Here is a 17,904-nt window from a genome sequence, read left to right as displayed (position 1 = left end):
GCCTCGCAGGCCCTCGCCGCCCGGATGGCTGAGCGCTTCGAGGCGATCAAGCAGGCGGCTGCTGCCAGCCAGTGAGCTCGGGCCGCTTGGCCACGACCCCGTCGCCGGACGAGCGTCCGGTGAGCCGCCGGCCCACCCACGGCCCGAGGTGGCGGCGCGCCCACGCCGCCTCCGAGCGAAGTGAGCGACGCGGCGGATCCCCTTGCGGCACAACGCCCCACGCATCGACGTCCGGCACCCCGAGCACGTCCGCGGCGGCCATCGCCAGGCGCTCGTGCCCGAGCGGCGACAGGTGCAGCCGGTCGTCGGCCCACGCCCGCCGGTCCTCGAAGATCGTCCCCGTCGTCACCGCAGGCGGCTCCATGCCGTGCTTTCTGGACAGCCACGTGTAGATCTCGTTGAGCACGACCCGCCGTCGCGCGAGGAGCCGGCCCGCGGGCGAGACCGACCGGATGTCGGGGATCGGCACGACGACGAGGCGCGCCCCCTTCGCCGTGAAGGGGGCGACGACGTCGGCGAGCGTCGCGCGCAGCCGGTCGGGCTCGAAGCGCGGGCGCAGCAGGTCGTTCATGCCCGCGGTGAGCGTGACGACGTCGGGCTCCATCGCCAGCGCCGCCTCGACCTGCGTCGCGAGCACCTCGTGGGCACGCTGCCCACGCACGGCGAGGTTGGCGTAGTCGACTTCGCCGTGGTGGGCGCCGAGCAGTTCGGCGAGCCGGTCGGTCCAGCCGCGCGGTGTGCCGTCGGGCCACGGCTCGTCGCCGATGCCCTCGGACAGACTGTCGCCGATGGCGACGTAGCGCCGCGGTGGCGTGGTCATGCGATCAGACCGCGGCGGCCACGCGGGTGCCCTGGTCGATCGCTCGCTTGGCGTCGAGCTCGGCGGCGACGTCGGCACCACCGATGAGGTGCACGGTGACCCCCTTCGCCTGGAGCTCGTCGTGGAGGGTGCGGTTGGGCTCCTGCCCGGTGCACAGGACGATCGTGTCGACGTCGAGCACCTGCGGCGCGCCGTCGACGGTCACGTGCAGACCGTCGTCGTCGATCCGCTCGTAGGTGACGCCCGGGACCATCGTCACCCCGCGGGCCTTGAGCTCGGTGCGGTGGATCCAGCCGGTCGTCATGCCCAGGCCGGCGCCGACCTTGGAGGTCTTGCGCTGCAGGAGGGTCACCTCACGCGGCGCCGACCGGTGCGAAGGGGAGGTCAGCCCACCCGGCGTGGTCTCGGCCTCGTCGATGCCCCAGGTCTGCTGGAAGGCCGCGATGTCGAGGCTCGCGTCGTCGCCGGGGTCGGTGATGAAGGCGGCGACGTCGAAGCCGATGCCGCCGGCACCGAGGATCGCGACGCGCTCCCCCACCTGCGCGCCGCCGCGCAGCACGTCGAGGTAGCCGACGACCTTGTCGTGGTCGACACCCGGCAGCTCGGGGACGCGGGGGGTGACACCGGTGGCGATGGCCACCTCGTCGAAGCCCTCGAGATCGTCGGCGTCGACCCGGGCGCCGAGCTTGACGTCGACCCCGGTGTCGGCGAGCTTGTGCCGGAAGTAGCGCAGGGTCTCGTCGAACTCCTCCTTGCCCGGGACGCGCCGGGCGACGTCAAGCTGACCGCCGATGTCATCGGCGGCGTCGAAGAGGGTGACGTGGTGGCCGCGCTCGGCGGCGGTCGTCGCGAAGGCGAGCCCGGCCGGGCCGGCGCCGACGACGGCGATCCGCTTGGCCAGCCGGGTCGGGCCGATGATCAGCTCGGTCTCGTGACAGGCGCGGGGGGTTGACCAGGCAGGAGGTGATCTTGCCCGAGAAGGTGTGGTCGAGGCATGCCTGGTTGCAGCCGATGCAGGTGTTGATCGTCTCGGGGGCACCGGCGGCGGCCTTGTTGACCAGCTCGGGGTCGGCGAGGAAGGGCCGGGCCATGGAGACCATGTCGGCGAAGCCGTCGGCGAGGAGCTGCTCGGCGACCTCGGGGGTGTTGATCCGGTTGGTCGCGACGAGCGGGACGGTGACGGCGCCCATGAGGCGCTTCGTCACGCCGGCCCATGCGGCGCGCGGGACCTGGGTGGCGATCGTGGGGACGCGGGCCTCGTGCCACCCGATGCCGGTGTTGATGATGTCGGCGCCGGCGGCCTCGACCTCGCGGGCCAGCTCGACGACCTCGTCGTGGGTCGAGCCGTCGGGCACGAGGTCGAGCATCGACAGGCGGTAGACGAGGACGAAGTCGTCGCCGACGGCGGCGCGCACCCGGCGGATGATCTCGAGCGGGAAGCGCATGCGGCCCTCGTAGGACCCGCCCCAGTCGTCGGTGCGCTGGTTGGTGCGCGTGACGATGAACTGGTTGATGAGGTAGCCCTCGGAGCCCATGATCTCGACGCCGTCGTAGCCGGCCTGCTGGGCCAGGCGCGCGCACCGGGCGTAGTCGTCGATCGTCCGCTGGATGTCGACCTCGGTCATCTCCCGCGGAACGAAACGGCTGATCGGCGCCTGGATCGGCGACGGCGCGACCATGCCCGGGTGGTAGGCGTAGCGGCCGGTGTGCAGGATCTGCATCGCGATCTTGCCGCCCTCGGCGTGGACCGCGTCGGTGATGAGCCGGTGGTCGGCGACGTCGTCCTCGGTCGTCAGCGTCTTGCCTCCGGGCAACGGGGCCCCTCGTCGTTGGGCGCGATGCCGCCGGTGACGATGAGGCCGGCTCCTCCCTTCGCCCGCTCGGCGTAGAAGGCTGCCATCCGCTCGAAGCCGTCGGGCTGCTCCTCGAGGCCGACGTGCATCGAGCCCATGAGGAGGCGGTTGCGCAGGGTGGTCCGCCCGACGGTGATCGGCTCGAGCAGGTGCGGGTACGAGTGAGGCATGGTCGACGACTCCAATGGTCAATTTGTTGTCTAGGCGGAGTCTGCCACGAGGTCGGCGTCGACGAAAGGTGCGGTGACTCAGCCGACGCCCTGGTCGACGAGGCGCCACCGCTCGTCGTCGCCGTTGCGCGCGATGACATAGCCCCAGCTCGTGCGACGCGCCGGGGAGAAGGATCCGTCGGACTGGAGGACCCGGAGCGGCACCGGCACGTACTGGACCTGCTGCCACCCCTCCAGCCCCGTGCCGGCCAGCCAGTAGTCCCGCGCCCGACCGATGCTGTCGTCGGTGACGACGAGGTCCTGCTGGGTCAGCGGGTCGACGTAGGACGGCACGAAGTGATCCGGCCGGTCCTCCGACGCGATCGCCCGCATCGTGCCCAGGTCGTGACCGGGATCCTCACCAAGGAGACGCGTGACGTCGACCTCGACCGGTAGTCGACGAGGGCGAAGGGGGCGGACCGGCCGGACCGGCCGGTCCGCCCCCTTCGTCATGTCGTGGTGCTCAGGTGCGTCGCTCGACGACGTCGAGCACGGCGTCGGCAGCAAGCCGGTGCCACCTCCACGGGCGGTCCATCAGCGCGTGGCCGCCACCGGGTACACCGTCCCAGGTCGCGTCGGCACCCTCGGCGCGCAGCCGCTCGACGAGCTCCCGGGAGCGTTGGGGGCTGCACACGTCGTCGGCCTCGCCGTGGATCACCCGAACGACCCGATCGTGCAGGTGCTCGTAGGTCTCGTCCTCACCCACCCAGGGCGCGAGGGCGACGCTGCCGATCACCGCGTCCTGCCCGCCGCAGCGCAGCGCCGCCCAGCCACCGCTGGAGTGGCCGAGCAGGACGACGGGGCGACCGTGCTCCTCGTGGAGGCGGCGGACGATCTCGCGGGTCTGGAGCAGGCCGCTGCCGGAGGGGGCGACCCATCCCCCGTCGCTGTTGTGCACGAGTACGGGGGCGACCCGGCCGCGGGCGGCTCGGGTCACCGCGGTGACGAAGGGGAGCATGCGCAGGTAGGAGATGTCGCGATGGCGCCGGGGCTGGGTCGCGTCGGCACGACCGCCGTGCAGGAGCAGCGCGATCGCGCGCGTGCGTGGGCCGACGCGGACCCGGCCCTGCCGGATCGATGACATGAGGGTCTCGAGGTCGGGCGGGGTCGTCATCGCACGAGTCTCGCAGGTCGTCGACCGCTACGGCATGGCCGCTTCGTCGACGTGCTGCAGCTCGCAGTCTCGAGGCGGGTGACCATCTCGCGGGCGTCGTCCTGCGCCAGCGATCTGAGGGGTGTCGACGACTCCCTGCGCGAGGTGGAGGAACACGAGGAGGGCCACGAGCCCGCCGGCGATCCGGGCAGCCCACCGCAGTGCTGTCCTGGTCCGGCCACCGTGGGCGGGGTGCGCCGCCTACGCCACGGTGCCGCTACCCGTCGCCGGGGGACGAGGGGTGGCTCAGCCCGCCGAGTCCGTGGCAACGGCGAGCAGGGTCGCCGTCGCGGTGCTCATTCGAGCACCCTTGCGCCACACCGCTGTCAGTGGACGGTCGAGGTCGAGGGTCGTCGGCACGACGACCAGTGCTCCGGTGTCCACCTCGGCGGCGACGGCCCGCTCCGACACGACCGCCGGCCCGAGGCCGGCACGGACGGCGCCGAGGAGCGCGGCGGTCGAGCCCGCCTGCAGCGCGACCGTCGGCCGCCGCCCGAGCGCCCGCTCGAAGGTGCTGCGGGTCCCGCTGCCCTCCTCGCGCAGCACCCACTCGGCCGCGCCGAGTGCGGGCGCGGTCAGCGGGGAGCGCCGGCGCGCCCACGCGTGACCGGGTGGCACCACGACGACGAGCCGGTCGGTGCCGACGACGCGGTGCTCGAGACCCGGGGTTGTCATCGTCGTCTCGACGAAGCCGATGTCGACGAGCCGGCTGCGGACCATGTCGGCCACCCGGTCGCTGTTGACGACGTGCAGCTGCGGGTGGACCTCGAGCCGCTCACGCAGCTCGCCGAGCCAGCGCGGCAGGATGTGCTCGGCGATCGTCAGGCTCGCGGCGACGCTCACCTCGCCCCGCCTGGCCCCGCGCAGCGCGGCCAGACCCGAGCGCATCGTGTCGGCCTCGCGCAGCACCTGCCGTGCCCAGGCCACGACGGCCTGACCGTCGGTGGTCAGCCTCGAGCCTCGGGGGGTGCGGTCGAGCAGGGTCAGCTGCCAGCGCGCCTCGAAGGCCCGCACCCGGGCGCTCGCCGACGGCTGGCTCAGCCCGCGCGCCCGAGCGGCCGCACTCAGGCTCCCGGTGTCGTCCACGGCGACGACCAGCCGGAGGGTCTCGATGTCGAGGTCGGGCAGCTCAGCCATAGCCAAAGACTATGACCTGTGGCGTAACCGGGGTCTACTGGACGGCCTCGATGACGGGCACCGTGGTGGTCATGCAGACGATGACCGGACGGCCCCCTTCGAGACGCTTGCTGCGCAAGCTCCTCAGGGAGCGACGGTCGGCAGCGACGCTCGTCGCGCCGCTGGCCGCTGCCGCAACGGCGTTGGCCCTGAGCACGGTGGTCCCGCTGCTCGGCCCCCTGCTCATCGCCCTGGCCATCGGCGCGGTCGTGGTCAACAGCCGCCTGGGCACCCTCCCGGCCATCGCCGGTCACGACGCCGCCACGAAGTTCCTCCTCCGGCTGGGCGTGGCCGCGCTCGGGCTGCGCCTCCCCTTCGCCGACATCGTCTCGATCGGCCCGAGCGGGCTCGTCGTCATCGCGGTCACGGTGCTCGCGACCTTCACGGGGACGCGATACATCGGTCGTCGCCTCGGCCTCGAGGAGGGGCTGGTCCTGCTCATCGCCACGGGATTTTCGATCTGCGGCGCCGCGGCGATCGCCGCCGTCGAGGACACCGTCCGGGCCAGGCAGCAGCACGTGGCCCTGGCCGTCGCCATGGTCACCCTCTATGGCTCGGCGATGATCGCCGCCGTGCCGTGGCTCGCGGGAGTCATCGGCCTGAGCGATGAGCAGGCGGCGATCTGGGCCGGCGCGAGCATCCACGAGGTCGCGCAGGTGGCCGCGGCGGGCTCGCTCATCGGCACGTCCGCCGTGGCGCTGGCCATGACGGTCAAGCTCGGCCGGGTCGCCCTGCTCGCACCGCTGTCGGCCGTGCTCGCCCGCACCACCCCCGGGGCGAAGGGAGCGACCACCCCCCTTGTGCCGTGGTTCATCGTCGCCTTCGTCGTCGCCGTCGCGGTCCGCACGAGCGGCCTGCTGCCGCAGGGGGTCCTGTCGGTCGCCGATGTGCTGACGACGCTGCTGCTCGCGGCCGGCATGTACGGCCTCGGCATGGGCATCCGCGCCCGTGACCTGTGGCCGCTGCCGCTGCAGGTGCTCACCCTCGCGACGATCTCGACGATCATCGCCGCAGGCACCTCGCTGGCGCTGGTCCTGCTTGTGGGCTGGGGGGCGTGACGCTCAGGTCGACGTGCGGCCGTAGAACAACTCGGAGGTCAGATCGTTGAGCACCATGTCGGGACGCTCACCGCAGGTGAGGACAGAGTTGATCCGTGGCCTCGTACCCCTGATCGGGGTCACCCGGTGCAGGGCCCACTCGCCGCGGAAGAAGGCCAGGGTGCCGGCAGCACTGGGCAGGACCTGCAGGCTGGTCCGGTCTCCCTGCAGCACTCGTTGGACGCTCGGATGGTTCTCGTCGTCGCCGGAGCGCAGCCCCGGCAGGTACTCGAAGTCGCCGCCCTCCTGCGCCTGCTGGTACATGACACACCGGGACGGCGACCTCATCGAGATCCAGAGGGCTGGGTGTCGGCGATCTGGGCCCGCCGGACGGTGGCGATCTGGCCGGCGCTGCTCTTTCGGCAGCCAGCGATCACATCGGCGATGGTTCAGCGCGAGTTGGGTCTGTCACAGCCGGCCGTAGACGCCGTCATCGCGCGCCGGCGTGACGCTGGCGTCGTCACCAAGGCGGTGGGCCTGCAGCGTCGACGTCGGGTGGGCGGCTCCGCAGGTGACGTCGGCGCTCGACGTCTTCGCCGAACGGGCCAGGCGCGGCTGACCTCAGACCGCGAGATCGACCTGGTCACCGACGGGCGAGAGCACGATGACCTCGGGCTGAGCGAGCAGGTGCGGCGCGACGGCCTGGCTGAAGTCAGCGAAGGCGTCCATCTCGCCGTGCCGCTTCAGCGCCTCCGTGGAGTCGTAGGCCTCGAGGAGGATGTAGTCACCCTCGCTCTTGGCGACGCGCTGGAGGTCGTAGCGCAGACACCCCTCGTCGGCGAGGAATGTGCCGCGGGCCGCGGCGACGGCGGCCTCGACGGCGTCGGTGGACTCGGGCTTGGCGGAGATGCGGGCGACGACGTTGATCATGGGTCCACTATATGTGAATCATGGTTCAGATCAGGTGCAGCGCGTCGCCCTCCGACAGCCACGTCCTGCCCCCACATCACCAGGGCCTCATCGAAATGGCCGAGCGCACGGACCTGCTCGTGCACGAGGCGATCGGCGTGAAGGGGGGCCGGGCTCGGCGCGGCCAAGGTCGACAAGAACCAATGCCGCCGCGATGCGCAGAAGGGCTACCGCGGCAAGGTGACGATCGGGCAGGACCTCGACCGCTTCACCCTGCCGCTGCGCAACAAGGGACGAGGTCGCGGCTGACGCCCTAGAGCAGCTCGTCGAGTCACCACTCGGGGTGCGGGCCCCGGTCCAGCCGGTCACCGCATCGTCGGGCAGGATCTCCGACCCGGCCACCCGGGGCCGGAGCCACCGGTGCGCAGTGACTCTTGCCGGGCGCGCTCCGCCACTGCTCTAGACCCCGCAGGGTCAGTTCGGCCAGCTGGCCCGCACCGAGGCCGCTGCTCGTGCTCTTCGTCAGATCACTCATCGCCACTCCCCTTCGTCCTCCACCGACGAGGTCAACACCAGGTGCGGCCACCGACAACGCTCGGGGGTCGAATGGCTTCGAGGCTCCTTCGTCGCACCTCAGCCAACATGCGGGGAGCGCTCCCCCTGTACGCGGGTCGCCGGGGCCGCAAGGCTGTCGCTCATGACGACCTTCCCGCTCCCCCTCCCGTCGACCCAGCCCGAGCCCCAGCCCGCCGTCGACCTCGGTGGTGGCACCGTGGCGACGCTGCGCTGCGCGGGTGAGGTGGCTCCCTTCGCCCGGCCGGTCGTCGACCGCTACCGCCGCTACCAGGAGGCCGGCGAGACCCGCGACCGGCTGCGGACCGGTGTGGGCTTCACCTTCTGGCAGCTGCGGCAGGACCGGGAGACGCAGTTCGCGATCACGGCGCCGGACTACGCGGCGGAAGACTTCGTCGACGCCACGACCGACGACCTGACGCTCGCGCTGTGGATCGAGGCCGCCCAGGCGGACGTGCTCAGCCGCGCGGACGTCGACGGCGAGGAGATCGACCTGTCGATGCGGGTGCACTTCACCAAGGCGGCCCTGACGGTGGTCGAAAAGGGCCGGACCGACGAGCTCGTCCTCGTGCGGCGCCCGTCGACGTCGGAGGACGACTCCGGCTGGCTGGTGCGCACGGCCGAGAAGTCCTTCCTGCGCAACAAGGAGGTTGAGGTCCTCGCCGGGCTGCTCGTGCAGTCGGCCCCCTACCTCGTGCCCCTGCTCACGCTGCCCACGGGGACGGTGGCGCGGGTCGCCGGCGGCCGCTTCGTCGGCGCCTGGGCGACGCGGTCCGCCGATGGCACCGTCACCGATGCGGACCGGCAACTGCTCGACGCCGACGGTCGCGGCGCGGGCGCTCCCATCGGCGAGAGGAGCCCGGCGGCACCCACCACCGAGACGATCGAAGAGGTCGTCGACGGCGTGACCCTGCGCGCGCGGACCCACCCGCAGCTCGCGCCGCTCGCCGGCAGCGTCCTCATGGCCTTCGCCGCCGGCGCGGCCGGTCCGCTGGAGCCGGGCGCCCGGCTGCAGATGTCGTATGCGCCGTACACGCTCGAGGCCACGGACGAAGGGGGCGTCCTCCTCGTCACGACGCCGGACTTCTCCTCTCCCGAGGCCTATCGGGAGAGGACGACCGACGACCTCACCGGCGCCCTCATCTGGCAGGTCGAGCAGGTGCAAAAGGCTCGCCAGGCAGGCGTCGACGCGGCGCCGGTCAGGGCCACCGAGACCATCGCGATCCAGTCGGCCGCGCTCGACGCGATCGTCCTGGGTGAGCCCAGCGCCTTCATCATGGAGCGCTACGAGCTCGATCCCGGCACGGACACCCTCACCGACGGCACGCGGCGGTCCGGGTGGTCGATCGTCACACCGTCGGCCCAGACCGACGAGGAGCGCGCGCTGCGCAACATCGACGCGGGCGAGCTGCAGGCGTGCGACCGCACCTTTGGCCCCTACCTGGCGCTGCCGGTCGGGTCGCTGCTGCAGTTCGCCGGTGGTGAGCTGCAGTCGGCGCACCTCGTCGACCAGGCGAAGCTCGACGAGGTGCTCGCGCGGGGTGAGTACCGCACGATGGGTGAGGTGCTGGCCTCGGGTGAGGCGTCGCGGCCCCTTTTCGTCGACGCTGGCTGAGGGCGAGCACGGCAGCGGACGCCGCCCGGGGGGCTGTCAGTCGGGATTGTCGGGTGACTGGAGCGGCAGCAGTTCGAGGGCTTCGCTCGTGAGGCGCGCGGTGGTCTCGAGCAGCTCGCCGAGGGACGACGACCGCAGCAGCGTGAGCTGGTCCAGGGCGCCGAGCTGGGCGATCCATGCCAACTGCCAGCTGCGGGTGACCGGGTCGTCGGCCAGCTCGATGTCCGCGGGCAGGGCCGGCGAGCGGTACTCGCTCATCACCGTGAGCGCGCGTCGCACGGTCCGCTCGGTCTCGGCCAGGCGCGGGGCGTCGCCGTCGGCCCACGTCAGGTCCGGCAGGCGCGTGATCTCGGCTCGCGGATAGGGATCGTCGGGCAGCCACCGGGCGACCTCGATGCGCTCCTGCCCGCGAGCGATGAGACCGACCCGACCTCCGCCCATCGGCCGGACCTGCTCGATGCTCGCGACGCACCCGACAGCGAAGCGCTGATTTCCCCACCGACCTCGAAGCCCCGATCGATGAGCACTACCCCGAAGCGCCCGTCGCCGTCCGCGACATCGCGCAGCATCGTCAGGTAGCGCGGCTCGAACACCTGCAGCGGCAGGGGCTGCCCGGGCAACAGCACCGTCCCGAGGGGGAACATCGGCAGGACGTCCATGGACTCAACGTCGCACATCTACGACCGGCCTGGGCTGCTGGTGAGCGACCATCACACGATCTCGCCACGCTCCCGCATCCGCGCCTCCTTGTAGGCCGACAGCGCGGCAGCCTCGTCCGGGTCGGTCTCTGCCAGCAGCTCCAGGGCTTCCCCGTCGGAGTCCATGTAGTTGGGTCCGGGCACCCACGCGCTGACGAGCGGCACGCCCTCCCACGCTCCCCCGCGAGCGACGGCTACGACGGCGTGCGGGGCACGGAAGTCGAGATCGACCCGCTCCACGTCCACCTGCTCGAAGCTCGGCGCGGACCCAACCCGGTCCAGCGCCGTGAGCGCAGCCGCCCGAAACCCGTCGGCGTCGTACTCCGCCCGCACCGACTGCACGCAGCTCGTCGCCGCGCCAGGCTCGTCGGGCAGGATCGCGTGGCCGGCCTCGGCGACGCCGGGCGCCTCGGTGAGGTCGAGCGTCTCCTGAGCCGACCACGACGGCACCTGGCTGCGCCACTGCTGCGGCCTCCCCCAGGCGTCGGTCGGCAACTCTGCGCGCGCCAAGTCGGTCATCTGCACCCGCGCTGCCCTGGACCGCCAGCCGAATCCCCGGCGCGGCAACCCGTGCGGTCGCTCGCCGTGCCACAGCGCGCCGTCGTCCAGCAGCGCCACGACTTCGTCGACGGCCTGCCAGACCTGCGCCGGAGCGACCCTCGGGTGAGCGCGCACGCTGATGACGTCGATGCCGTCCTCGGAGTGCGGCTTGGCCACGAGGACGGCCCCGGCAGCGGCAGTCTCGACGATCGTCTGCAGGCCCCCACCGAGCCTCAACCACTGGCCGCCGCCACCGGTGGTGAGCTGCTCGGTCCACTGTGGCTCGAGGACGAGCGCCGTCGCCAGCACGATGCGGGTCAGCTCGGTGACCTCGAGTGGGAACTGCGGGATGAGTCCGCGTGTGCGCTCTGACGCCCACGCATCCAGCCGGGCCTGGTCAGGGATCGGCCGCTCCACCCCGACGGGTGTCACCGCATCCCCCGCAACCCAGGCTCCAGCCGCAGCAGCGAGGGTCGGGTGCGGTGCGCCGAGCAGCCGACGTGCGGCAGCACTCGCCTCCCCGACCGGCATGCCAAGGATCTCCTCGAGCACGGCGCGGTCGTCGCCGGTGACGTGCTCAGCGACGGAGGCGAGAAGCAGCCACAGCCCGGCGTGGGAGACGACGGAGGTCGTCGCCTGGCCGAGCTTTTCGCGGCAGCGAGCGGCGTACCGGGTGATCGCCCGGGCGACGGTGCAGTCGGGTGGCGGCGCCGGCATGAGGTCGGCTGGGCCCCCTTCGACCGCCTCTCGCTGACCGCAGGTCAGGCACTCGACCGTCCACATGCCCGGCACGATCAGACACCCACCGAGCCGCTGCCACGGCGTGGCCGCGACCTGCTCTGCCGTCTCGGCGGTGGGCATCCCCATGACGCGCTGGTGGGTGGCGTGGGACCCGCAGCGGTCGCAGCGCAGTCTCGTCGTGGTGGTGGCTTCGCTCACGTCGTCTCCTGTCGATCGCGCGCCTCGGGGAGGAACTCGTCCTCCCAGCCGTCGATGATCCGGAAGAGGTGCTCCACGTGCTCCAGCACGTGCTCGGGCACGAAGGGTCTGGCGAGCATGTCGACCATGACGAGGAAGTCCTCGTCGTCGAGCACGACGAACTTGAGCGCGTGCATGCACCCGTTGAGCCGCTGGGCGATCCGGGTGGCCTCGTCGAGGTCACGCTCGTGGTGCGGCAGCGTGCAGCACATGCGGATGCGCGGTGCGCGCCTCGACGGCCGCACCAGGATCGACGTGCCGGGGAAGTGGACGATGGCGTCACCGTCATCCGTGGTGTCCACCTCACCCACGAGCGGGCGAAGGGCGATGGCGACGAGGGCATTGACCTCTGCCCGGCTGGTGGGTCGGGCGCCGTCGGCGAGCAGCGGGCTGGTCTCCCAGGGCTCGCGCGTGGGTGGAGTCAGGACGGGGCTCGGGCTGGTGAGGAGCGCCGGGTCGAGGACACCGAACCCTTCGCGCAGTGCCGTGATAACCGCAGCGGCCGCCTCGTCGGGCCGCGTGATGTCGTAGTACTTGCCGTAGGTCGGCTCCTGCCGCGTCGGGCACGCCATGCCCAGCCGGCGGACCCTCGCCTGCTGGGTGCGACTCATGCGCCACGTACGAGCCAAGGTCATGTTGGAGGCGACCTCGACGAGCACCTGCGGCAGGACGACGTTGAGCTCGACGAAGGGAGCGTCCCCCGCCTCGTAGACGCTCGTGCGGTCGAGTGAGATCCGGAAGATCTCGCCCTCGCCGAACCGTTCGATGGCCACCACGAGACGCTCGTGGAAGTCCCTCCACGCTGCCTCGACCCGCTGATCGAACATCAGCCACTCCCCTCCGTCGACCTGCTCCACAGCGTAGGTGGGACCACCGACAATGATCCGGCTGAGCGTTTGACACCCCACCGAGGGACCACAAGTGTTCATACATGGCACAAGGGATCTACTGCTTCGAAGGTGAATGGGGCCCTGCCCGCGACCGACGGACCGTCGAGCCAGTGCTCGGCCTTCTCCAGGACTGCGAAGGGACCCCCTACGTCCACCGCAACGTCGCGACAAGGGACGCCCTCGAGTTCTATGCAAAGAAATGGCGTCGGCTCACCTCGATGCCCATCGGCTACTTCGTCTGTCACGGCGCTCGTGGGCAGCTCTGGTTCGGCGATGAAGGCGTGACGATCAAGGAGTTCGCTGAGATTCTCGGGAGCAGGTGTGAGGACAAGGTCTTGTTCTTCGCCTCGTGCTCGACGATGGCCGCCAAGGATCAAGAGCTCATAGACCTCTGTCGGGCCACCAACGCCAGGGCAGTCGTCGGGTACACCAAGACGGTGGACTTCGTCGAGGCGGCCGCGTTCGAGGTCCTGCTCCTGCGCGATCTGCTGTACACGACCAACTTAAAGTCGGCCTACACACGAATGGAGCGCGAGCACCCTCGGATGTCGCAGCGGCTCGGCCTTCGTATGGCACACAAGACGTGGGCCTCATCTCGAAGTGTTGCTCAGCAAGCCCTCGATTCCGCTTGAATGCGCCCGGCGGACAACAACTGCACCGATCTCCTCCGCCATCACTCGCCTTACGCCGCTGCGAACTCGTCGTCCGTCTCCAGACGGGGTGAAGCCTCGGTCACGGGTGCTTCGGCTGGTAGGTCCATCTCGGGCATGAACCGTGCCTCCTGCCACCCAATAGGAAGGGCCGTACAGCGCCACTCGACGAGGGGCAGCAGTCACACGGGCGGTCGAGGACAGGGACTCTGCGCACCCTGTCTAGACGACCTTTCAGCCGATCATGTCGATAGCGCGGTCGCCACCGTCGAAGCTATGGTGACCTGCGCGTCGACCTTTGAACCGCACTCGGCCCTATAGAGGCTCGTGACCTTGGAAACGAGGATGAGCACACACCGAAGGAGCAGGTGCCTGGGAAGCCGCAGACGCGGCGTTGTAACCGCAGGAGAAACGACCCGCACCTCGGGCCCGTGGCGCACCGTCGACGATCTCTCGCTCCACCCCGAGCGCGTCTTCAACCGCAACCTCGCCGCGGCGTCCGGCATCAAGCGGTCCCGGGAGCGCACCGACCTGAGCACGATCCGGGACTGGTTCGGCGCGGACCCTCGCACGGGCGAACTCATGCACCGAGAAGCTGCCTGAACACGCCGGAGAACGTTGTCGACAACGGCTATACGTTGCACGGTCTCCTCGTCGACGTAGCTCTCTTCCGCCTCCTGAGAGCCCGAGGCCAAGCTTGCGGAGCGGACGGGATCAACGGCCTGAAGCTCGAGCTCAGTCTCGTGGCCAGGAAGCCGATCAGCAACCCCCGCAAGGACGGGTGGGCGTGGCTCTCCGAGGGCAACCAGCTCCACGAAATCGTCGAGCGCATGCGCCCACATCGTCGCTGTCGCAGCCAAGCCCAGTCCCACCTCGACACCGCCAGGTGGCCTCAGGGATCGCCTGTGAGGCAGCGCCGTAGGACGAGGTCAACTGACTCAACCTGATCAAGGTCGCCGCCACCCAAGGGCATATAGAACTCGCCGAGCGCAGTCTCAACTACGACGTCTACGACCGCATCGACGACTACCAGCCACCGATTGACCTGCCCAAGAGGACGCGCGGTGTGGTCAAGAAGGAAGGCTCGGGAAACGCAAACTCGTCCTCGCGCTGTCGGCGGTTCCCACTAGTATTGCCGGCGTGTTGATCACCGTCGTAGAGGGAGACATCACCACCCAGGAGGTGGATGCGGTCGTCAACGCGGCAAACCGGCGAATACGAGGCGTCGATGGGGCGATCCATACGGCTGGTGGCTCGGCGATCCCCGAGGACTACATCACCCGCTTTCCCAACGGACTGGACGCCGGCGACACCGGATGGACGATGGCAGGCGAGACCGACCGAGACCACCTGACCTCGCGCTACACGCGTGCCTTGGGGCACGCGGACGAGCTCGGTGCCCGCAGTGTCGCCTTCCCCCTAGTCAGTGCTGATACCTACGGCTGGCCGAAGGAAGACGCAATCGCCGCGGCGGTGGAGGCGCTCAACGCTGCGTCCAGTGCTGTTGATGAAGCCCGCCTGGTCGCATTCGGCCAGCCCACCTATGCCGCGATCGCTCGCTCGCTGGCGAGCCAAGCCGAAGATTGGATTCACTGACATGCCGCAGGAACACGAGTCGCTGAAAAAGGCGCTCGACGACAAGACCTTCGTCATTGCGGACTACCAGCGGCCGTACGCTTGGACTGACAAGCAACTTGGCGACCTGTGGGGCGACCTTGACCTGCTTGGCGATGGCGAACATTTCGCCGGCACGCTGGTGTTGCGAGAGACCGGACATAAGAAGACCACGTCAGCTGGCGAGACTCTGAAGGAGTACGAGGTCGTCGATGGTCAGCAGCGTCTCACGACCGTAACGATCCTCATGACTCGTCTGGCGAAGGCACTCGACCAGATTCAGGGCGTCACGGACGAGGGACTGGCTGATGGCGTACTCGAAGCCAAGCGTCAGATCGGCGCCCTCGTGCGCATTCAACTTCTGGGCACGCAGGAGCCACGGCTCCAACTAGGGACAGACCTCCGAGGCTTCTGGCGCGATCACATCATTGAAGACCTTCCGGCACCCAGTGACCCCATCGCGTCTGCACGCAGGTTGCTCCGTGCCGCGACCTTCTTTGACCAGCGACTCGTGGAACTCGTGGAGGGTGCAGCACCTGAAGTCGCCGCAGGGCGCCTGCTGGACCTCCGGCGCCGCCTCACGTCCGGTCTCCAGTTGCTTGTCTATCCGATCAAGTCGACTGCCGAAGTGGGCGTCATCTTCGAGACGCTCAACGACCGCGGGATCCTCCTCACCGATCTTGAGAAGATCAAGAATTACCTTCTCTACCTCGCGTCCCAGCTCGACGACGTTCGCAGAACGAAGCTCGCGGATCTGATCAACGAACGATGGTCGGGCGTGTTCAAGAACCTGGCTGGACTCCCGTCCGACAGCGAGGACCGACTCCTCCGTTCACACTGGCTAGCCACCCAGGAGCCGAACATCCGCCTGTGGGAGCGGTCTGAGTCGATCAAGAAGAAGTTCCCACGTACGCACTACGTTCACGGCTCTCAACGCCTCCGCGATGACGATGCAGGCGACAGGACCGACCCAGAAGCAATGCGGCAGCGGCTGTTCGACGACGTCTCCGACTACGTCGACCAGCTCTGGCAATGCTCTGCGTTCCTTCGCGATCTGGAGGGGACCTCAACAGCATTCGCATCGTCGACAGCCGACCCCGCGGACATCGCTCGCGTGTCCAGGAACTCGCAAGCTCTTGTCCGCAGCGGGGTCGTTGCTCAGTTCCTCCCCCTACTGTTCGCGACCCGTCTGGCGTCCCCCGGCAACGCCGCCGGCTACGCAGATGTACTCGTCGCGTGCGAAACCTTCGCGGCACGCGTTTTTGCCATCTGCGCGCGTAGATCCGGCGCGGGCAGGCAGGCTCTGGCTGGTCTGGCGCATCAGGTCTTTAAGGGATCGACCTCAATCGGTGACGCCGTCACGCGAGTCGGTTCACTGACCTGGGAGTACGCACCGGACAGCCTCGTGCGAAACAACCTCACGGTGGAGACCAACTGGTATGTGCGGAGCTCCCACAAGTATGTCCTCTATGAGTACGAACTGTCGAAGGGGAAGACGGTCGCCGTACTGAAGCCGTTCGAGACCTTCACGAAGAACTTTGAGAAGACCACCGAGCACATCCTGCCCCGCAACCCGAAAGACATCGACAAAGCGTCGCCCACTTACGCGGGGTCTTGGCGGGACATCTTCAGTGACGATGAGCGAAAGAGTCACACGCATTCGCTGGGCAACTTGATTCTGACGATGGACAACAGCTCCTACAGCAACAAGGAGTACGTCGAGAAACGCGGCAAGACCGGTCAGACGCAGCCCCCGTGCTACTTCACAGCAGCCTTGGCGAGCGAACGCGAGGTCGCCGAGAAATGGCCCAGCTGGACCGCTAAGGCCATCGAGGAGCGACTCGCTGCACTCACGACCTGGGCCGTGTCCGAGAGATGGCCAGCCACAGGGCCGTCAACGTCCGAACCGACGGTAGATGACCCAGCCGACGACGCGGACCAGGCACCCTGACTCCTCACCAAGCCAGATTGCTTCATCCATGTCGACCTAGCGGGACTGCCAAATGCCGGGGCTGGGACTGCTGCACGGATAGGTGACATCTGATCTGTGGCGTCGAGGGACGCTGCTGGAAGGATGGACACCGTGCCCAAGCCCTACCCCAAAGAGTTTCGTGACGATGTCGTGCGGGTCGCTCGCAACCGTGAGCCGGGTCAGCAGTTGAAGCAGATTGCTGCTGACTTCGGGATCAGCGAGTCGTGCCTGACCAACTGGCTCAAACGCGCCGACGTCGAGGACGGCACCGCGCCGGCCGTGACGAGTGAGCAGGCAGCCGAGCTGCGTGAGCTCGAGCGCCGTAACCGATTGCTGGAGCAAGAGAACGAGGTGTTGCGGCGCGCGGCGGCGTACTTGTCGCAGGCGAACCTGCCCCCAAAATGATGTTCCCGCTCGTCCGCGAGCTGGCTGGCAAGGGAGCCCGGATCCGGGTGCCTGTGTCGGTGACGTGCCGGGTGCTGAAGTTGTGTCGTACGCAGTACTACCGGTGGCTCACGTCCCCGGTCACCGCCTCCGAGCTGGCGTGGGCGCATCGCGCGAACGCGTTGTTCGACGCTCACCGTGATGACCCCGCCTTCGGTTACCGATACCTCCACGAGGAAGCCGCCGACGCCGGGACGGGCATGTCGGCTCGCACGGCGTGGCGGATCTGCTCAGCGAACGCCTGGTGGTCGATCTTCGGGAAGAAGCGCTCGGCCCGTCCGCGGCCCGGACCACCGGTGCACGATGGCCGGCTCGCGGTCGAGGACGAGGTGGGCCGCGTCACGCATGACTTCACCAGCGCGGCGGCACCGAATCGGGTGTGGCTGACCGACATTACTGAGCACTGGACCGGTGAGGGCAAGCTGTACCTCTGCGCGATCAAGGACGCCTGCTCCGGGCGGATCGTGGGCTACAGCATCGACTCACGCATGACGTCGCACCTGGCTGTCACCGCGCTGAACTCAGCCGTCGCACGCCGCGCCGCTGACGGCGCCGACGTGGCCGGGTGCATCGTGCACAGCGACCGAGGCTCGCAAGGCGAATTCAACCGGTCGTCGCAACACCTTGATCGAGAGGTGAAGCGATGGGAACAACCCCACGGCAGAAGCGGGTCCGTGCGTATCGAGGACAGATCCCGTCACCGGGACGGCCCTCGGTCGCGTGGCGGCAGGACCGAGTCACGTTCTGGGCGGCTATCGCTCGCGGCGTGAAGA

At 69.3% G+C, this 17,904-nt stretch carries 14 protein-coding genes and 3 pseudogenes; 7 read left to right on the top strand and 10 right to left on the bottom strand.

The features are described 5' to 3' along the window. Nucleotides 1–46: 46 nt before the first annotated feature. The 5 genes and pseudogenes from B277_RS13205 to B277_RS13185 all read right to left on the bottom strand — a co-directional run bounded on the left by B277_RS13205 (nt 47) and on the right by B277_RS13185 (nt 5,172). Complete coding sequence (locus tag B277_RS13205) at nt 47–820, bottom strand: SGNH/GDSL hydrolase family protein (protein ID WP_007929053.1); 774 nt, start codon at nt 818–820, stop codon at nt 47–49. Nucleotides 821–824: 4 nt separating this feature from the next. Then, nucleotides 825–2,843 (bottom strand): annotated as a pseudogene (locus tag B277_RS13200) (oxidoreductase). A gap of 78 nt (nt 2,844–2,921) precedes the next feature. Beyond that, nucleotides 2,922–3,335, bottom strand: coding sequence for a hypothetical protein (locus tag B277_RS13195; RefSeq protein WP_040881584.1), 414 nt, complete (start codon nt 3,333–3,335; stop codon nt 2,922–2,924). 10 nt (nt 3,336–3,345) lie between these two features. Then, nucleotides 3,346–3,996, bottom strand: a complete 651-nt coding sequence (locus B277_RS13190; RefSeq protein WP_007929049.1) for an alpha/beta hydrolase — start codon at nt 3,994–3,996, stop codon at nt 3,346–3,348. 285 nt (nt 3,997–4,281) lie between these two features. Further along, entirely contained in the window at nt 4,282–5,172 is an 891-nt protein-coding gene (locus tag B277_RS13185) for a LysR family transcriptional regulator (RefSeq protein WP_007929044.1), read from the bottom strand. Between the two features lie 71 nt (nt 5,173–5,243). Between B277_RS13185 and B277_RS13180 the strand changes: the two genes are divergently transcribed. After that, entirely contained in the window at nt 5,244–6,269 is a 1,026-nt protein-coding gene (locus B277_RS13180; protein WP_169330619.1) for a YeiH family protein, read from the top strand. 3 nt (nt 6,270–6,272) lie between these two features. On the opposite strand, the gene B277_RS13175 is transcribed toward B277_RS13180, so the two are convergent. Beyond that, on the bottom strand, nt 6,273–6,572 hold the full coding sequence (locus B277_RS13175) for a hypothetical protein (protein WP_007929037.1): 300 nt from the start codon (nt 6,570–6,572) through the stop codon (nt 6,273–6,275). 297 nt (nt 6,573–6,869) lie between these two features. Beyond that, entirely contained in the window at nt 6,870–7,178 is a 309-nt protein-coding gene (locus tag B277_RS13170; protein WP_007929027.1) for a putative quinol monooxygenase, read from the bottom strand. A 676-nt stretch (nt 7,179–7,854) separates the two neighbouring features. Here B277_RS13170 and B277_RS13165 point away from each other — a divergent pair. Next, the gene (locus tag B277_RS13165; protein ID WP_007929025.1) at nt 7,855–9,345 is read left to right on the top strand and encodes a hypothetical protein; all 1,491 of its coding nucleotides are present in this window, start codon (nt 7,855–7,857) and stop codon (nt 9,343–9,345) included. A gap of 36 nt (nt 9,346–9,381) precedes the next feature. Here B277_RS13165 and B277_RS13160 read toward each other — a convergent pair. The 3 genes and pseudogenes from B277_RS13160 to B277_RS13150 form a co-directional block, all read right to left on the bottom strand. After that, nucleotides 9,382–9,989: pseudogene (locus B277_RS13160) on the bottom strand (LON peptidase substrate-binding domain-containing protein). Nucleotides 9,990–10,055: 66 nt separating this feature from the next. Next, nucleotides 10,056–11,522, bottom strand: coding sequence for a serpin family protein (locus tag B277_RS13155; protein ID WP_007929018.1), 1,467 nt, complete (start codon nt 11,520–11,522; stop codon nt 10,056–10,058). Next, complete coding sequence (locus B277_RS13150; protein ID WP_128277152.1) at nt 11,519–12,388, bottom strand: T3SS (YopN, CesT) and YbjN peptide-binding chaperone 1; 870 nt, start codon at nt 12,386–12,388, stop codon at nt 11,519–11,521. Before B277_RS13150 ends, B277_RS13155 begins: the two co-directional genes overlap by 4 nt. A 104-nt stretch (nt 12,389–12,492) precedes the next feature. Between B277_RS13150 and B277_RS13145 the strand changes: the two genes are divergently transcribed. The 5 genes and pseudogenes from B277_RS13145 to B277_RS20020 all read left to right on the top strand — a co-directional run. Next, complete coding sequence (locus tag B277_RS13145; RefSeq protein WP_128277153.1) at nt 12,493–13,083, top strand: DUF6642 family protein; 591 nt, start codon at nt 12,493–12,495, stop codon at nt 13,081–13,083. A 1,158-nt stretch (nt 13,084–14,241) separates the two neighbouring features. Further along, nucleotides 14,242–14,697: a macro domain-containing protein gene (locus B277_RS13135; protein WP_007929011.1), complete on the top strand. Its 456-nt coding sequence runs from the start codon at nt 14,242–14,244 to the stop codon at nt 14,695–14,697. Between the two features lies 1 nt (nt 14,698). Continuing rightward, nucleotides 14,699–16,666 (top strand): DUF262 domain-containing protein, encoded by a 1,968-nt coding sequence (locus tag B277_RS13130; protein WP_007929010.1) that lies wholly within the window; start codon nt 14,699–14,701, stop codon nt 16,664–16,666. A 132-nt stretch (nt 16,667–16,798) separates the two neighbouring features. Then, entirely contained in the window at nt 16,799–17,092 is a 294-nt protein-coding gene (locus B277_RS13125; RefSeq protein ID WP_007929009.1) for a transposase, read from the top strand. Continuing rightward, nucleotides 17,089–17,715 (top strand): annotated as a pseudogene (locus tag B277_RS20020) (DDE-type integrase/transposase/recombinase); the annotation flags it as partial. The gene B277_RS13125 and the pseudogene B277_RS20020, both read left to right, overlap by 4 nt. Nucleotides 17,716–17,904: the final 189 nt, after the last annotated feature.

The organism is Janibacter hoylei PVAS-1, from assembly GCF_000297495.1.
Classification (GTDB): Bacteria; Actinomycetota; Actinomycetes; order Actinomycetales; family Dermatophilaceae; genus Janibacter; species Janibacter hoylei.
This window is presented reverse-complemented; position numbering and strand designations above follow the sequence as displayed.

What these genes read in the sequence shown, in the direction of transcription:
- B277_RS13205 (WP_007929053.1), bottom strand. Translation starts at nt 820, where the DNA reads ATGACCACGCCACCGCGGCGCTACGTCGCCATCGGCGACAGTCTGTCC.
- B277_RS13195 (WP_040881584.1), bottom strand. Translation starts at nt 3,335, where the DNA reads ATGACGAAGGGGGCGGACCGGCCGGTCCGGCCGGTCCGCCCCCTTCGC.
- B277_RS13190 (WP_007929049.1), bottom strand. Translation starts at nt 3,996, where the DNA reads ATGACGACCCCGCCCGACCTCGAGACCCTCATGTCATCGATCCGGCAG.
- B277_RS13185 (WP_007929044.1), bottom strand. Translation starts at nt 5,172, where the DNA reads ATGGCTGAGCTGCCCGACCTCGACATCGAGACCCTCCGGCTGGTCGTC.
- B277_RS13180 (WP_169330619.1), top strand. Translation starts at nt 5,244, where the DNA reads ATGCAGACGATGACCGGACGGCCCCCTTCGAGACGCTTGCTGCGCAAG.
- B277_RS13175 (WP_007929037.1), bottom strand. Translation starts at nt 6,572, where the DNA reads ATGTACCAGCAGGCGCAGGAGGGCGGCGACTTCGAGTACCTGCCGGGG.
- B277_RS13170 (WP_007929027.1), bottom strand. Translation starts at nt 7,178, where the DNA reads ATGATCAACGTCGTCGCCCGCATCTCCGCCAAGCCCGAGTCCACCGAC.
- B277_RS13165 (WP_007929025.1), top strand. Translation starts at nt 7,855, where the DNA reads ATGACGACCTTCCCGCTCCCCCTCCCGTCGACCCAGCCCGAGCCCCAG.
- B277_RS13150 (WP_128277152.1), bottom strand. Translation starts at nt 12,388, where the DNA reads ATGTTCGATCAGCGGGTCGAGGCAGCGTGGAGGGACTTCCACGAGCGT.
- B277_RS13145 (WP_128277153.1), top strand. Translation starts at nt 12,493, where the DNA reads ATGGCACAAGGGATCTACTGCTTCGAAGGTGAATGGGGCCCTGCCCGC.
- B277_RS13130 (WP_007929010.1), top strand. Translation starts at nt 14,699, where the DNA reads ATGCCGCAGGAACACGAGTCGCTGAAAAAGGCGCTCGACGACAAGACC.